This is a genomic window from Aliirhizobium wenxiniae, from assembly GCF_019511445.1.
GTDB classification, from domain to species: domain Bacteria; phylum Pseudomonadota; class Alphaproteobacteria; order Rhizobiales; family Rhizobiaceae; genus Neorhizobium; species Neorhizobium wenxiniae_A.
The window spans coordinates 124,910-140,853 of sequence record NZ_JAEUAN010000004.1 but is presented as its reverse complement, the minus strand read 5'-3'; the positions used below and the strand labels follow the sequence as shown (position 1 = coordinate 140,853).

Sequence of the window (15,944 nt, the reverse complement as noted above, 5' to 3'; positions counted from 1 at the left end):
CTTTACTCCGCCGCGATTTTTGACTATCACGCACGCGTTCGATGCCGCGCCTTAAAAGCCGCGCGGTCCTTTTTTGACCACCCGCATTCGTTGGCGGGACTGGACAGGAGAATTCAGATGTCCGTTTCCCTTACATTTCCCGATGGCTCCGTTCGCGCGTTCGACGCGGGCACGACCGGCCTTGCCGTCGCCGAATCCATTTCCAAGTCGCTGGCCAAGAAGGCCGTGGCCATCGCGCTCGATGGCGAGTTGCGCGATCTCTCCGATCCCGTCATCGACGGCAGGATAGAGATCGTCACGCGCACCGATCCGCGCGCGCTGGAACTCATCCGTCACGATGCCGCCCACGTCATGGCGGAAGCCGTGCAGGACCTGTGGCCCGGCACGCAGGTGACGATCGGCCCGGTCATCGAGAACGGTTTTTATTACGACTTCAAGCGCGTTCACCCGGACAGCAAGGAAGACTGGCCCTTCACGCCCGACGATCTGCCGAAGATCGAAAAGAAGATGAAGGAGATCATTCAGAAGAACGCCGCCTTCACCAAGGAAATCTGGAGCCGCGACAAGGCTAAGCAGGTGTTTGCCGACAAGGGCGAGGCCTACAAGGTCGAGCTGGTCGATATGATTCCGGAAGGCCAGGAGCTGAAGATCTACAATCAGGGCGGATGGTTCGACCTCTGCCGCGGTCCGCATATGGCCTCTACCGGCCAGATCGGCACGGCCTTCAAGCTGATGAAGGTTGCCGGAGCCTACTGGCGCGGTGATTCCACCAAGCCGATGCTGACGCGCATCTACGGCACGGCCTGGTCGACCCAGGAAGAGCTCGACCAGTATCTGCATGTTCTGGCCGAAGCCGAAAAACGCGATCACCGCAAGCTCGGCCGCGAAATGGATCTCTTCCATTTCCAGGAAGAAGGTCCGGGCGTGGTGTTCTGGCACGGCAAGGGCTGGCGGATGTTCCAGACGCTGACGGCCTATATGCGCCGTCGTCTGGCCGGTACCTATGAAGAGGTCAACGCACCGCAGGTGCTCGACGCTTCGCTGTGGGAAACGTCGGGTCACTGGGGCTGGTACCAGGAAAACATGTTCGCGGTAAAATCCGCCTACGCCTTCACCCATCCGAAGGACGAGGAAGCGGATAACCGCGTCTTCGCACTGAAGCCGATGAACTGCCCGGGTCACGTGCAGATCTTCAAGCATGGTCTGAAGTCTTACCGCGAACTGCCTATCCGCCTTGCCGAATTCGGTCTCGTGCATCGCTACGAAGCCTCCGGTGCTCTGCACGGCCTGATGCGTGTGCGCGGCTTTACCCAGGACGATGCTCACGTGTTCTGCACCGACGAGCAGCTGGCGGCGGAATGCCTGCGCATCAACGAACTGATCCTGTCGGTCTACGAGGATTTTGGCTTCGAGGAAGTCGTCGTCAAGCTGTCCACGCGTCCTGAAAAGCGCGTCGGCACCGACGACCTGTGGGATCGCGCCGAAAGCGTCATGACCGACGTTCTGAAGACGATCGAGGAACAGTCGGGCGGCCGCATCAAGACCGGCATCCTGCCGGGCGAAGGCGCGTTCTACGGTCCGAAGTTCGAATACACCCTGAAGGACGCTATCGGCCGAGAATGGCAGTGCGGCACGACGCAGGTCGACTTCAACCTGCCGGAACGTTTTGGCGCCTTCTATATCGACCAGAACTCGGAAAAGACGCAGCCGGTGATGATCCACCGCGCCATCTGTGGCTCGATGGAGCGTTTCCTCGGCATCCTGATCGAAAACTTCGCCGGTCACATGCCGCTGTGGTTCGCGCCGACGCAGGTCGTCGTTGCAACGATCACCTCGGATGCCGACGATTACGGTCGTGAAGTCGCCGAGCAGCTGCGCGAGGCAGGACTGCAGGTCGAAACCGACTTCCGCAACGAGAAGATCAACTACAAGGTCCGCGAGCATTCGGTTGCCAAGGTCCCGGTCATCATCGTCTGCGGCCGTCAGGAAGCCGAACAGCGTTCGGTCAATATCCGCCGCCTCGGTTCGCAGGCGCAGACCTCGATGTCGCTCGACGAAGCGCTGGCATCGCTGGTGGATGAAGCCACGCCGCCGGACGTCAAGCGCCGCAAGGCTGCCAAGGTGAAGGCTGCCTGACCTTTGGATTATCGACAGCGCCCGTCATGTACGGGCGCTGTCAGAATTTTGTCATTGATCTGAAATATTCTGTGCCTCTCATCAATGGCGGAGATCTCGCGGAGACGACATGCGCTTCAAGGAACTCTCCTACGCCAACGAGCGGGATGCCAAGCTGAAACGCTGGTTCATCCGCTCGATCGAAGGCCTTTCCGGCCGCGACCGTTATGCCCGCCTCTATGACATCTGGCGCACCGACATTGTCGGCAAAAGCGATCGTGTGTTCGGCAAGATGCTCGACCTCATCGATGTCGAACTCGACGTTCAGGGGGAGTGGCTGCCCGTGGTGGACAACGAGCGGCCGCTCGTTATCGTCGCCAATCATCCTTTCGGCATCGGAGACGGGATCGCAATTCTCGCCATGGCTGAACAACTAGATCGCCCATTCCGCGTTCTGATCAACGACGAGCTTCTGAAAGTGCCGGAAATGGCGCCTTACTCGCTTCCGGTATCCTTCGAGGAAACAAAAGAGGCACTGGCGATCAATATGCAGACCCGCCACGAGGCGCTAAAACTTCTGAAGGAAGGCGTGACAGTCATCATCTTTCCGGCCGGTGGCGTCGCCACCGCCAAGAAAGGTTTCGGCGCGGCCGAAGACCTGCCCTGGAAGATTTTCGCGGCAAAACTGGTGCAGACCGCCAAGGCCGATGTCGTGCCGATCTATTTCGAAGGGCAGAACGGCCCGCTTTTCCACATCGCCAGCAAGCTGTCGCTGACGCTGCGCCTGTCGCTTCTCATCCGCGAGTTCAAGCGACTTTCCGGCAGCGCGATCCGGGCGCGGGTCGGGGCGATGGTGACCTGGGAAGAGCTTTCGAGTGTCAAGGAACGCAAGGACCTGCTTGCGGTGCTGCATGACGCTGTGTTTTCGATGAAGCCAGTCAGGCGCTCGCGGTTGGCGAAGTTTCAGGAGCGGCGGCAGGCGTTGCGCAAAGAGGCGGCCTGATCCTAATCCAGATCAGTCTGTATCCACCGGGTGGAGTGGTGGATGTCGATCGTCTGCAGCCGTCCGGTGCCGATATTCTCGAAGCGATGCGGCACGCCGGCCGGTCCCAACACGGCTTCTCCCGCTTCGGCTTCGATCACTGCATCGCCAACGAAAAAGCGCGCGCGTCCCTCGATGATGATGAAGGTCTCGTCATAAGGATGGATATGCAGCTTTGGCCCCTGTCCGGGCGTGTCATTGCCATAGGCGAGAACGGTAACCGGCCCGTTGAGCACTTCGCCGAATAACGAGCCGCGCCATGCACCCTCGGCCTTCGGGTCGAAAACCGTGCCTTTGGCGGGTGGTCTGCCATCGGGGATGGCGGTGTTGGGATCGAAGTCTCTGCGCATGTCCGTTTTCCTCCCTAACCTCATCACAGTAATGGTAGGCGGGAAAGCGACAAATGCATGCGTTCGAGACTGGTCGAGACGAATCAGTCCTGCGTTTCCACCGCCGCCGTCTCGCCGCTGTTGCGCGGGTTGCGCATCAGCACTTCGACATCGCTGTTGCGTCCGGCCTTGACGCTGAATTCGCGCTGGTAGGTCTTGTCCTTGTTGCGGGCAACGGCGAGATAATTGCCTTCCGAAAGTACCATGGTCGAAAAGGCGCTGACGCTTTCATTCACCACGTCGCCGGCTTCGGTCAGCACCGACCATGCGGTATCGGCAATCGCTTCGCCGCCAGCCTGCGAGACCAGTTTCAGGGTGATCTGGGCTGCTTTGTGCTGTAGCACCGCCTGGGTCAGCTTGCCGGCCTCGACCTGGATATCGGCCCGTACCACGGCGTTCACATCGCCATAATCGGACACGATATGATAGGTGCCGGCGTTCAGCCGCACGATCGTATTCGGCTTGACGTCCGACATGACCAGCGCGCGGTCGCCATTTTCGCGAACCTCCGAGGAGTAGACCGAAAAGCTGAGCTGGTTCGGCGGTATTCTCTGGTCTGTCCCGGCAACGGCATTGAGCACGAAACCGCCCGCATCGAGCACGAGCGTCTGTTCGGAGACATTGCCTTCCGCAGGAACGGTCAATTTCTTGGTGATGCCCGCGCGGCCAAAGGCGACGTTGATGAAATAGTCGCCGGGTGCCAGCTGGAAATCGGCAGAGCCGCCATTCGAGCTTGCCACCAGAGGCAGCTTGCCGTCTTCGCCCGCGATCGGGCTGAAGACGCGCCATGCGAGGCCTTCCTGCATCACATCGCCGGTATTGGTCAGCTTGGCGCTGAAGCGCACGTCCTTGGCAACCGCGCTCTGCGGCAGGATCGACGATGGAGAAAAGGCATTCAGCTTCGGCATCTTGGCGGAGCTGTCGAGCTGCCGGAACGTCTTGAACGCGTCACCTTCCTGCGCATGGCTTGCCGGCGCCAACAGAAGCAGCAGTGCTTCCGCAAGGATGACTAAGCGAGCAAGGGAGATGGCTGACATTCGATGACCGATTGACTCTTGTTTTCTAACTGGCCACTTGAAGACCATGGGAAAGGCAAATTCAAGGCCTTATTCTACCACATCCCACCGATTGGACTACCAGACCTCTTGGCACACCCACTACATGGAAGTTTCCGACATGACCAATGACGTAAAGCTGATCGACTATCTGCGTGAACGCCACTCGACGCCGGTTGCGCAGATCAAGGGGCCGGCTCCGGATGCGGCGGAACTGAACGATATTCTCACCTCAGCCGTGCGTGTGCCTGACCATGGAAAGATCGCGCCCTGGCGGTTGGTCGTCTATCGCGGCGATGTCTGCGTCTCGCTCGGCGAAACATTTCTCGAAATCGCTTCTGCACAGAATGGTGAAATGACCGATGCGGCGAAAGAAGCCGAACGGGTGCGCTTCACTCGCGCGCCACTTGTCGTCGGCGTGATCAGCACGGCGGCGCCGCACGCAAAAATCCCGGAATGGGAGCAGGTTCTGTCTGCCGGTGCCGTTTGCCTCAACATGCTGATGGCTTGCGAGGCACGGGGTTATGTCGCCAACTGGCGCACGGAATGGATTTCCTATGACGAAAAGGCTTTGAAGGCTCTGGGCGTGAAGGAAGGCGAAAAGGTCGCCGGTTTCATCCATATCGGTTCCAGCGATTTCCCGACGCCGGATCGTCCGCGGCCGCAGCTTGCCGATATCGTCACTTACGCCTGAGGCGAGACAAGCATGTTTTACCGTACGGACACGAATGATCACGGCATGGCGCACGATCCCTTCAAGGCGATCGTGGCACCTCGACCGATCGGCTGGATCGGCACGAAGGGCAGGGATGGGTCGTTCAACCTCTCGCCCTACTCGTTCTTCAACATCGTGTCCGATACGCCGAAGCTGGTGATGTTTTCGTCGTCGGGGCGCAAACACAGCCTGAGGAATGCCGAGGAGACAGGCGTGTTCACCGCAAGTCTCGCAAGCCGGCATCTGGCAGGTCACGTCAATGCATCCTCGGCGCCGGTCGATTACGGCGTCAACGAGTTCGAGCTTGCCGGCTTGACTGCTACTATGGGGCAGGTGGTCGATGCGCCTTATGTGGCGGAGGCCTATACCGCGCTGGAATGCCGCCTGACCGAAATCATCCAGCCGAAGGGTCTCGATGGCGAAAAATCGCAATCCTTCATGGTTTTCGGAGAGGTTGTCGGCATCCATATCAGCGAGAGGATCATTCGCGACGGGCGAATCGCCATGGATCTCGCCCGGCCGATCGCGCGCATGGGCTATATGGATTATGCGGATGGCGGCACGGATGTGTTCCAGATTGCGCGCCCCACCCGCTAGGAACGGGTGCGAAATCGGGGTTAATAAACGTGGTGAACCAATATTAACCTTTTCGAACTAGCGTTCGGCAAGTCGGGCTGTTGAGGCGTCGGCCAGATTTCCGGGGCGCATTGTGATCGTACAGGCATTTCTACGTTGGGCTGAAACGGCAAGGACCGGCGATCGGGCAAGGGCTGCAAGCGCGCTTGCCAAGGCCTTCGTGCAGTCGTCGCTCGGTGCCGAAGAGCATCGCGCCGCGATGATGGCAATGACCTATCTTCTCGATGATCCGTCGCCGAAAGTGCGGCTGTCGCTGGCTCAGGCCCTTGCTGTTTCCGAGGCCGCACCGCGCGCCATCATCATGTCGCTTGCGGAAGACCAGCCGGAGATCGCCTGCACGGTGATCGCCTGTTCACCGGTGCTTCGCGATGCCGATCTGGTTGAACTTGTCGGCAGAGGCGATTCGTTTACGCGGTCGCTGGTCGCGACGCGGCCCACACTTGGTTACAGTGTTGCCGCCGCGGTCGCCGAAGTGGGTGACGGGCCCGAGATCATTCTTCTTCTCGAAAACGAGACGGCGTCGATCAGCCGTATTTCGCTCCGCCGCATGGCCGAACGTTTCGGCCATCTTGCGGATGTCCGACATCTGTTGCTCGAACGTGGCAATCTTCCGGCAGAAGCTCGCCATATGCTGGTCGCGCATGTGGCGGCGGCGCTTGCCGATTCGGATCTCGTGACGCGGACGATCGGGTCCAAGCGGATCGATATCATGACGCGAGAAGCGGGTGACGAAGCCGTTGTCGCGATCGCGGGCTCGATTTCGCAGGATGAAATTCCAGCGCTGGTAGAACATCTGAAGACGAGTGGGCGGCTGACGCCGGCGCTTCTCATTCATGCGCTTTGCAGCGGCAAGGTGGATTTCTTCGCATCCGCCATCGTTTCGCTCGTCAATCTCGAAGAGCGTCGCGTGCGTTCCATTCTTGCAACCGGCAGGGTCCATGCGGTGCGGGCGCTGTTCGAGGCTGCCGGGATAGGCCGCGATATCGTCGCCGTATTCGTCGAATCAGTGTTTCTCTGGCGGCGTGCCGCAGCCGGCGGCGGCATAGATACCTGTTATAGCGCGCTTCTGGAGCAATTCGACAATGCGCGCGGAGATGGCGGTGCGATCGGCCAGTTGCTGGATATGGTCGATCTGCTTCATCGCGGCGAGATGCGCCGCAGCGCACGCTCCTACGCTGCCGATGTTTCTCTCGTCGCCTGATTGATTCTAGGCATCAGGCCGCTTTGTCAGCGGTCAAACTTGCGAGCCACCCAGGAATACCCGCCTTCCACCAGACGAACGGGTTTGGTCATCAGTGTTTTCACGCCTTCGGTCGTGGGCAGGACGTTGCGCACGCGCTGAATGGCGCGCCCTGCGAGCGTCTCGCTTCCTCCGGCGTTACTTCCGTGATCTGAGCGGTTTCCGTTGCGGAATTTGTCTCCGCCGGCTGCTGTGCCTGATTTGAGGAAGGGCGTGTCACGGGGATTGGCCCGACATTCGGCACGCCTGCGATCTGCGGATCCTGGCATACGGCGATGAGAACCGGATAGGGCTGGTTCACGTAGGTCGGCAGATGATCTTCTGAGACGGCATCGCACATCGCCACTGTCGGCCAGCGCTCCGTTGCAGTTGCTATATAGTGGCAGTCGGTCCCGCTGTCGTTACAGCCGAGAATGGTCATGACAACAAGGGCGGCGTTCATTCATGTCTCCAACAGGTTCGCGCGAACTTATGGTGAAGATCATGGCCCGATAAAGGCTGGATGAGCTAAGCTATCGTCTCAGGGGCCGGAAGCCTTGCGGACTGAGGGCAAATCCTCTTCCGTCGGCACCGCCTCGGGATCGGACGGGGGGTCCGCTTCCGCCACATCCGCGATCTTGACCTCGCGAATCCATTCGCGCCAGATCGAGACGACGAGGGCCATCAGTACGGGGCCGATGAAAAGACCGAGGAACCCCATGGTCTTGACGCCGCCGACAAGGCCGAAAAAGGTCGGCAGGAACGGCAGCTTGATCGGGCCGCCGACAAGGCGCGGCCGCAATGTCTTGTCGACGATGAAGAGCTCGACACTGCCCCAGACGAACAGGCCGACACCGGCAACATAGGAGCCATTGGCGACGAGATAAGCCGAGACCAGAGTAAAGGAAAGCGGTGCGCCGCCGGGAATGAGGGCCATGATGCCGGTCAAAACGCCGAATGTGACGGGCGAGGGAACACCGGCGACCCAGTATGCAATGCCGAGCACGATGCCTTCACCGATAGCGATCAACGTCATACCGGTGACGGTCGAGCTGATGGTTGCCGGAACGACACGGGAAATACGCTCCCAACGATTCGGAAATATCCGTTCGCCGAGAAGATCGATCTGGCCGCTGAAGGATGCGCCGTCGCGATAGACGAAAAACAGTGCGATCAGCATGAACAGCAGCGTCAGCATGATGTGGAAGGCACTGTTACCGGCTACCAGCACGCCGTGATAGATCGCGCCGATATTGGCACCGCTGACGAGCTGCGCCAGTTCTCCGACAGCGCCCGGTGCGCCGATATGGCGTGTCCACTGGGTGCCGAGCCATTCTCCGGCAAAGGGCAGGCCGGTGATCCAGACGGGCGGCGGTGCGCCGTTACGGTTGACCTCGACTGCCCAGCGGAACCATTCGGCGATTTCGCGGGCGGCATAGGATGCGCCGATGCTGATCGGAATGACGATGAACAGGACGATGAAGATGATCGCCAGCGTTGCGCCGATCGTGGTGTTGCCGCCGATATGGTTGAGCAGGCGTCGGTAGAGCGGCCAACTGGCGAAACCGATCACCAGGGCGGCCAGAACAGGAACGAGAAAGCCGTGGAAGAAATAGATGGCGGCTGCGGCGACAATGATCAGCAGCCAGCGCGCGGCCGAAATCGGAGAGATCAGGGCAACCCTGTTGGGGCTGACGGGGCCAAGCCAGCGTGGCTCGGTGCCTTTTCGATTGCTGCTGCGGTTCACCATGGATTCCTGTCTAAATCTGGCTCCTATATGGCCAGCGGAGATCTTGAAAACAAGCTTCGCACCGATTCATTAAAACGCTACTTCCTTACTTGCGGTAACGCTTAGATGCGATAGAAATATGAAATTGCCAATTGGCGATACCGCTCCATTTAACACGGGTATGTTTTAAACATCTTGCGGGTCTGAAATTGACGCGTGAGGAAGAGGAGCCCTGTGTGCCATCGGCGGGACGGGAGCTTCAAGGGAAAATTGATGCGTCAGACTGAAGCGGTCAACCTCACCAACTGCGACCGTGAACCTATTCATATCCCCGGTTCCATTCAGCCGCATGGTTGCCTGATGGTCTGTGACGGCGTGGGCTCCGTGATCCTGCAGCATTCCGCCAATCTGGCCGATATGCTGGGTATCACTTCACCCGTGATCGGCGAAAGGCTGGAGACGGTGTTGGGCGGTGAAGTTGCCCATACGCTTCGGAATGCTTTGGCGACATCCGACGATCCGGCCCGGCCTGCGCTGCGCCATGCACTGAAGCTTGCTTCGGGCAAGTCCATGGATATTGCGCTCCATCGCAATGGCGAAAAAGTGATCCTCGAATTCGAGCCGGCGTCCAATGATACCGACCAGCCGCTCGAAGTCGCCCGGATGCTGATCAGCCGCATCCGCAACGTATCGAGCCTCGACCGGCTGGTGCAGAGTGCCACCCGGCTGATGTATGCGATGCTCGGCTATGACCGCGTCATGGTCTACCGTTTCGAGCAGGACGGTTCCGGCAAGGTCATAAGCGAATACAAAAGGCGCGATCTTGAAAGTTTTCGCGGTCAGTATTTTCCGGCGGGCGATATCCCGGTCCAGGCGCGGGCGCTCTACGTCAAGAACACGATCCGGGTGATCTGCGACGCCAACTACGAGCGTGTGCCGGTCGTGCCCGAACTGGACGAGGATAACCAGCCGCTCGATCTTTCCTTCGCGCATCTGCGCAGCGTCTCACCGATCCATTGCGAATATCTGCGCAACATGGGTGTCGGCGCCTCGATGTCGATCTCGATCGTGCTCGATGGCGAACTCTGGGGGCTGATCGCCTGCCATCACTATTCGCCTAAAATCCTGTCCATGCCGCAGCGGGTGGCGGCGGAAACTTTTGGCGAGTTCTTCTCGCTGCATCTGTCGGCACTGCGTCAGAAGGAATTGCACGAGACGGCAAGCGTTGCCCGGCGTTCTCTGGACCGGTTTCTGCAGGAAGCGTCCCATCATCGCGATATCAGCGTTTTGTTGCGCGGATCGCTGGAAGCATTTGCAACCATGTTGCCCTGCGACGGGGTGGGCTTGTGGCTCGACGGTGTCTGGACGAGCCTCGGGACCGCACCTCCACTCGAGATGATCGGCGAGCTGGCGGACGAGATCGGCAGGCTGACTGGCGGCAAGGTGTGGTCGACCTTCCAGCTTTCGCAGGCCATTCCCCAATCCGGCATTTCACCGGACGATGCCTGCGGCGTACTTGCCATCCCGCTTTCGCAGCGGCCGAGAGACTATCTGTTCTTCTTCCGCAAGGAGGTGGTGCAAACGCTCGATTGGGCAGGCAATCCGGACAAGTCCTATGTGACCGGCCCGATGGGCGACCGGCTGACCCCGCGCAAGAGCTTTGCCATCTGGAAGGAAACCGTCAGGCTGCAGGCCCAACCCTGGACCGACAGCGACCGGGAAATCGGCGAAGCCATTCGCGCGGTTCTCGTCGAGATCGTCCTGCACCACAATGAAATGCTGGCCGACGAGCGCGGCAAGGCCGATGTGCGGCAGAGGATGCTCAACGAAGAGCTCAACCATCGGGTCAAAAACATCCTTTCAATCATCAAGGCGCTGGTCGGCCATCCGGTGGAAAGCGGACGCAGCCTTGGCGATTATGTCGGCTCCTTGAAGGGGCGCATCCAGGCGCTTGCCTTCGCGCATGACCAGGTGGTGCGCGGCGGCGACGGGGGATCGCTTCTGGATCTTCTGGAGGCGGAACTGCGGCCCTATATGGAGGGCACTCGGTCCGTGGTGCTCGAAGGACCGCGCGTCTGGTTGGATAGCCGGGCGTTCTCCGTCATGGCGCTGGTCCTGCACGAAATGTCGACAAACGCAGCGAAATACGGGTCACTGTCCGTTCCGGGCGGAAGGCTGGATGTCTCATGGAAGAGGCTCGAATCGGGTGCCTGCGAACTGAACTGGATCGAAAGCGGTGGTCCGGTCGTCAAAGCGCCGAGCAGAAGCGGGTTCGGTAGTGTGCTGATCGGGCGGAGCATCCCTTATGAACTCGACGGCGAGGCGGAGGTGAACTATCCCGAAACCGGCATCGAGGCGCGCTTCCTGGTACCGTCAAAGCATCTGCATGGCGATGACGATGTAACGACCACCCGAATCGGCGACGCAGCGGCTGCCGAAACGGAAAGGCTCGAGACACCGCATCTTTCGGAAAAGGAATTCCTGCTGGTCGAGGACCAGATGCTGATTGCCGCCGACGTCGAATCCATGCTGGCCGAACACGGGATCAACAAGGTGACGACTGCGCCATCCGTTTCGGAAGCATTGCGCAGGCTGAGAGGCTTTACCCCCGACGTCGCCATTCTCGACGTCAATCTGGGATCCGGCACGTCGCTTCCTATCGCCGAAGAACTGGTGCGACGCGGCGTGCCCTTCGTGTTTGCCACCGGTTACAGCGATCGTTCGATCATTCCGGCCAACCTGACCGCGCCGATCGTCCGCAAGCCTTATGAGGCGGAGGCCTTGATCTCCGCCGTCACGAAGCTGCTCGAAACGCATTAGAGGCTGACGACAGCCAGAGGTGCCGGGCGAGCGAAATCGTCCTGTGCGGCGATCATGTTCAATTCGCGCCTTCCGGCAGCAAGCGTCTTTTCGAATAGCGCAAAAATGCTCGACGCGGTTTTCGACAGCGCCTGGTCGAGCGGTGCGCCCGAGAGGATGTGGCCGAGGAAAAGTGCGGAGGTGCAGTCTCCTGCGCCATTCGGTGCCGGATCGAATTGCAGGCGCGGCGTGGTGGCAAGGAACTGTTCGCCCGATTTCGACGAGGCCAGCATCTGGATTTCGTCGTCGCGGGTTCCGTCATGGATGAGCGAGGTGAGAAGCACCGTCTCAGGGCCCATCTCGTGGATCATCCGACAGGCCTTGCGCGCGTCTTCGAGTGTGCGGATCTGGCGACCTGCCAGATATTCCAATTCGAACTGGTTCGGCGTGATGATCGAGGCTCGGGTGAGCGCCTTCTCGCGGAAATAATCGGGAATGCCGGGGCGGACGAAAAAGCCTCGGCCGACATCGCCCATGACGGGATCGCAGAGCCAGCGGGTGCCCTTCGGCAGGCGGTCGAGGACAGAGAGTATGATTTCGCCGATCGCCGGATCGCCAAGATAACCGGTCAGGAGCGCATCCATCTTTTCCAGCGCGCCGAGGCTTTCCAGCCCGTCGAGAATGCTCTCGATATGGGCAGCGGAAAACACTTCGCCGGTCCATTTCAGATAACCGGTATGATTGGAAAACTGCACCGTATTGATGACGGTGACTTCGTGGCCGAGGCGCTGCAGGGGGAGCGTGGCAGCACGATTTCCCACATAACCATAGGCGACGTGGGACTGGATGGAGAGAATCTGCTTCATGGCGGGGTGCTTCGTTCAGGTGATCGAAAAACGATCCCTTTGGTGAAGCACGCCGCGCCTTGTCGCGCAATCCTATCTTGGACAGGAACGGTCAGATATCGAGATTTTCGGCAAATGCGGCGCGTTCCTGGATGAAGCGGAAGCGCGCATCGGCCTTGGTGCCCATCAGGTTGTCGACCGCCTCGCGGGTGCCTTCGAAATCCACCTCGTCGATGTCGACGCGCAAAAGCGTGCGCTTGGCCGGATCCATTGTGGTTTCCTTGAGCTGCGAGGCCATCATCTCGCCGAGACCTTTGAAGCGTCCGATCTCGACCTTCTTGCCCTTGAACACGGTTTCCATCAGTTCGGCGCGGTGGGCGTCGTCGCGGGCATAGACCGTCTTGCCACCCTGGCGGATGACATAGAGCGGCGGCACGGCCAGATAGAGATGGTTGCCGCGGATCAGTTCCGGCATTTCCTGATAGAAGAAGGTGATCAGCAGCGATGCGATATGCGCGCCATCAACGTCGGCGTCGGTCATGATGATGACGCGCTCGTAGCGAAGATCTTCCTCGCGGTATTTCGACCGCGTACCGCAGCCGAGCGCCTGTACCAGATCGGCGATCTGCTGGTTGGCGGACAGCTTTTCGCGGCTGGCGGAACCGACGTTCAGGATCTTTCCGCGCAACGGTAGAATGGCCTGGTTGGTGCGGTTACGGCCCTGCTTGGCCGAGCCGCCAGCCGAGTCACCCTCGACGATGAACAGTTCGGCTCCTTCAGCGGTATTCTGCGAGCAGTCGGCCAGCTTGCCGGGCAGGCGAAGTTTGCGTACGGCGGTCTTGCGGTTGACTTCCTTTTCCTTGCGGCGGCGAAGGCGCTCTTCGGCGCGTTCGATCACCCAGTCAAGCAGCTTTGCCGCTTCGGCCGGGTTGCCGGCGAGATAATGGTCGAAAGGATCGCGCAGCGTATTTTCGACGATGCGCTGGGCTTCGACGGTTGCGAGCTTGTCCTTGGTCTGGCCGACGAATTCCGGTTCGCGGATGAACACAGAGAGCATGCCGACGGCCGAAATCATCACGTCGTCGGTTGTAATATCCTTGGCACGCTTGTTCTGCGTCAGTTCGGCATAGTTCTTCAGGCCCTTGGTCAGCGCGATGCGGAGACCCGCTTCATGGGTGCCGCCTTCCTGGGTCGGAATGGTATTGCAATAGGAATGCAGTGCCGGATCGCCGCCATACCAGGTGATCGCCCATTCCATCGCGCCGTGGCCGCCGGTCTTTTCGGTGCGGCCGGAAAAGATCTCGCGGGTGACGGTGAAGTCCTTGCCAAGCGTGGCTGCCAGATAGTCCTTCAGGCCGCCGGGGAAGTGGAAGACCGCCTTTTCCGGGATTTCGCCGCCTTCCGGCACGACGCCGGGATCGCAACTCCAGCGAATTTCGACGCCGCCGAAGAGATAGGCCTTGGAACGGGCCATGCGGAAAATGCGACCGCCATCGAATTTGGCGCGATCGCCAAAGATCTGCGGATCGGGATGGAAGCGCACGCGGGTGCCGCGGCGGTTATGCACATCGCCGAGTTCCTGCAGACCACCCTGCGGCACACCGCGGGAAAAGGTCTGGCGATAGAGTTTGCGATTGCGGGCAACCTCGACTTCGAGAACGTCCGACAGCGCGTTGACGACCGAGACGCCGACGCCGTGCAGGCCGCCGGAGGTCTCATAGGCGTCGCCGTCGAACTTGCCGCCGGCATGCAGCTTGGTCATGATGACTTCGAGCGTCGACTTGCCGGGAACCTGCGGATGGTTTTCCACGGGAATGCCGCGGCCGTTGTCGGACACGGTGAGAAAGCCCTCGGCATCGAGATGCACTTCGATGAAATTGGCGTGACCGGCGACCGCTTCGTCCATCGAGTTGTCGATGACTTCGGCGAAGAGGTGGTGCAGCGCCTTTTCGTCCGTGCCGCCGATATACATGCCGGGGCGCATGCGCACCGGCTCAAGCCCTTCGAGAACGCGGATCGATGATGCGCCATAATCCTCGCCACCGCTTTTCAGCGGCGCAGGGCGCGGCGTGGACGGTTCGGCAACGACGGCGGGCGCGGCGGCAGCCGGCCTGGTGCTCATATCCTTGGCGCCAAGCGGCTGGGCATTGGCCGAGGGTTCACCGAAAAGATCGTTGCTGTTGTCGTCCATCTGGTCTTTCACTGCTGCCTGCCGAGGTGCCGAGGAGGAAGCCATGCCCATCTCATATTGTTTCGAATCACTTGCGATCTTGCCAAAAATCCGGCTTTTTCGCGATGCCGCATGTGCAGCTTTTATTGCCAGCAATGCTAGCTAGACCCTGCCAAGGCAAGCTTTCAAGGCATAAGGACCCAGATGAAATCCCGCATGTCCACAGTTCATTTCGTTTTCGGCGCGCTTCTCGCAGTCTGGATATCATCACTCGGTGACGTCGTCATAGCGCAGGAAGCGCCTATTCCGCCGTTCAAGGACAACCTGTTTTCCAGCCACAAGGTGCTGAAGAGTGAGGATGGCGGCGCTTACGAGGTGATGGACTATAACGAGCTGCGTGACATTAACGATCGGGACCAGGAGCCGGAGCGACGGGTGAGGGGCGCTTATGTCGACACTTCCGTTCGCCGGAGCCAAGAAAACGAGACGCTGATGCTTGGCGGCCGCAATGTCGAGGTGACGCGGGTTGGGCAATCTTCCGGTGAGCGGTTTTCGGTCATCTTCATTCACGGGCGTGGCGGCGATCGTCGTCTCGGTGTCAACGACTATTCGTTCGGCGGCAATTTCAACCGGCTGAAAAATCTCGTCGCGCGCAATGGCGGCACCTATTATTCGGTCAGCGTCCGCTCCTTCGACGACAAGGGGGCTGCGGATGTCGGCGCATTGTTGCGCCACGCGTTCGAACAATCTTCCGGCCGGCCGGTCATTCTGGCCTGCGCATCGATGGGCGGGATCGTCTGCCAGAATATTGTGCGCGACAGGGAAGCTGTCCGCTATCTCGGCGGCATGGTTCTGCTTGGTGGCCCACCGGATCAAGGGCTTGCCACAACGCCATATGCGAAACTCAAGCTGCCGATCTATTTCGGTCACGGAAGTGCCGACAGCGTCTACAGGGCTGAAGACCAAGAGAAGATTTTTCGGGGGCTGCGCGCAACCGGTTACCCTGCGCGTTTTGCGCTTTTCCAGACGGGCGGACACGGCACGCCGATCCGCATGGTGGACTGGCGCAAGGTGCTCAATTTCGTTCTGGTTGCTCACAGGTAAGTTTAGGGTAGCTCAAGCGATTTGTAGTGGCGCTTAACCGTTTGAATTTCAAAATAGACTTGTCATTTGTCGCTTATGGCGGGCGAACGGGGAAGTTTCACAAGCAAGCGCTTGAAACGGGATTGT

General features: G+C 59.8%; 13 protein-coding genes. 7 read left to right on the top strand and 6 right to left on the bottom strand.

Annotated features, from left to right (window positions below):
- Positions 1–117 precede the first annotated feature (117 nt).
- Entirely contained in the window at positions 118–2,136 is a 2,019-nt protein-coding gene (gene thrS, locus JNB91_RS06505; RefSeq protein WP_222857460.1) for a threonine--tRNA ligase, read from the top strand.
- 109 nt (positions 2,137–2,245) lie between these two features.
- Entirely contained in the window at positions 2,246–3,118 is an 873-nt protein-coding gene (locus JNB91_RS06500) for a lysophospholipid acyltransferase family protein (RefSeq protein WP_220324715.1), read from the top strand.
- Between the two features lie 2 nt (positions 3,119–3,120).
- Here the strand turns inward: JNB91_RS06500 and JNB91_RS06495 are convergent, their stop codons facing one another.
- Together JNB91_RS06495 and JNB91_RS06490 are read right to left on the bottom strand one after the other, a co-directional pair.
- A complete protein-coding gene (locus JNB91_RS06495; RefSeq protein WP_220324714.1) occupies positions 3,121–3,507 on the bottom strand; it encodes a cupin domain-containing protein in 387 nt (128 codons plus the stop codon).
- A gap of 83 nt (positions 3,508–3,590) precedes the next feature.
- Positions 3,591–4,583, bottom strand: coding sequence for a hypothetical protein (locus JNB91_RS06490; protein ID WP_220324713.1), 993 nt, complete (start codon positions 4,581–4,583; stop codon positions 3,591–3,593).
- A gap of 139 nt (positions 4,584–4,722) precedes the next feature.
- Between JNB91_RS06490 and JNB91_RS06485 the strand changes: the two genes are divergently transcribed.
- The 3 genes from JNB91_RS06485 to JNB91_RS06475 all read left to right on the top strand — a co-directional run bounded on the left by JNB91_RS06485 (position 4,723) and on the right by JNB91_RS06475 (position 7,153).
- The gene (locus tag JNB91_RS06485; protein ID WP_220324712.1) at positions 4,723–5,295 is read left to right on the top strand and encodes a nitroreductase family protein; all 573 of its coding nucleotides are present in this window, start codon (positions 4,723–4,725) and stop codon (positions 5,293–5,295) included.
- 12 nt (positions 5,296–5,307) lie between these two features.
- The gene (locus JNB91_RS06480; RefSeq protein ID WP_220324711.1) at positions 5,308–5,913 is read left to right on the top strand and encodes a flavin reductase family protein; all 606 of its coding nucleotides are present in this window, start codon (positions 5,308–5,310) and stop codon (positions 5,911–5,913) included.
- A 112-nt stretch (positions 5,914–6,025) separates the two neighbouring features.
- A complete protein-coding gene (locus JNB91_RS06475; RefSeq protein ID WP_220324710.1) occupies positions 6,026–7,153 on the top strand; it encodes a DUF2336 domain-containing protein in 1,128 nt (375 codons plus the stop codon).
- Between the two features lie 100 nt (positions 7,154–7,253).
- Here the strand turns inward: JNB91_RS06475 and JNB91_RS06470 are convergent, their stop codons facing one another.
- Both JNB91_RS06470 and JNB91_RS06465 read right to left on the bottom strand, forming a co-directional pair.
- A complete protein-coding gene (locus tag JNB91_RS06470) occupies positions 7,254–7,634 on the bottom strand; it encodes a hypothetical protein (RefSeq protein WP_223218075.1) in 381 nt (126 codons plus the stop codon).
- Positions 7,635–7,712: 78 nt separating this feature from the next.
- Positions 7,713–8,921, bottom strand: a complete 1,209-nt coding sequence (locus JNB91_RS06465) for an AI-2E family transporter (RefSeq protein ID WP_220324709.1) — start codon at positions 8,919–8,921, stop codon at positions 7,713–7,715.
- Between the two features lie 252 nt (positions 8,922–9,173).
- Between JNB91_RS06465 and JNB91_RS06460 the strand changes: the two genes are divergently transcribed.
- Positions 9,174–11,720, top strand: coding sequence for an HWE histidine kinase domain-containing protein (locus JNB91_RS06460; RefSeq protein ID WP_220324708.1), 2,547 nt, complete (start codon positions 9,174–9,176; stop codon positions 11,718–11,720).
- Here JNB91_RS06460 and pdxY read toward each other — a convergent pair.
- Both pdxY and parE read right to left on the bottom strand, forming a co-directional pair.
- Positions 11,717–12,565, bottom strand: coding sequence for a pyridoxal kinase PdxY (gene pdxY, locus JNB91_RS06455; protein WP_220324707.1), 849 nt, complete (start codon positions 12,563–12,565; stop codon positions 11,717–11,719). The two genes, JNB91_RS06460 and pdxY, sit on opposite strands and share 4 nt — an antisense overlap.
- Before the next feature lie 91 nt (positions 12,566–12,656).
- Positions 12,657–14,780: a DNA topoisomerase IV subunit B gene (parE, locus tag JNB91_RS06450; RefSeq protein ID WP_430736245.1), complete on the bottom strand. Its 2,124-nt coding sequence runs from the start codon at positions 14,778–14,780 to the stop codon at positions 12,657–12,659.
- Between the two features lie 150 nt (positions 14,781–14,930).
- Here parE and JNB91_RS06445 point away from each other — a divergent pair, with 150 nt between their 5' ends.
- Complete coding sequence (locus JNB91_RS06445) at positions 14,931–15,818, top strand: alpha/beta fold hydrolase (RefSeq protein ID WP_220324706.1); 888 nt, start codon at positions 14,931–14,933, stop codon at positions 15,816–15,818.
- Positions 15,819–15,944 lie beyond the last annotated feature (126 nt).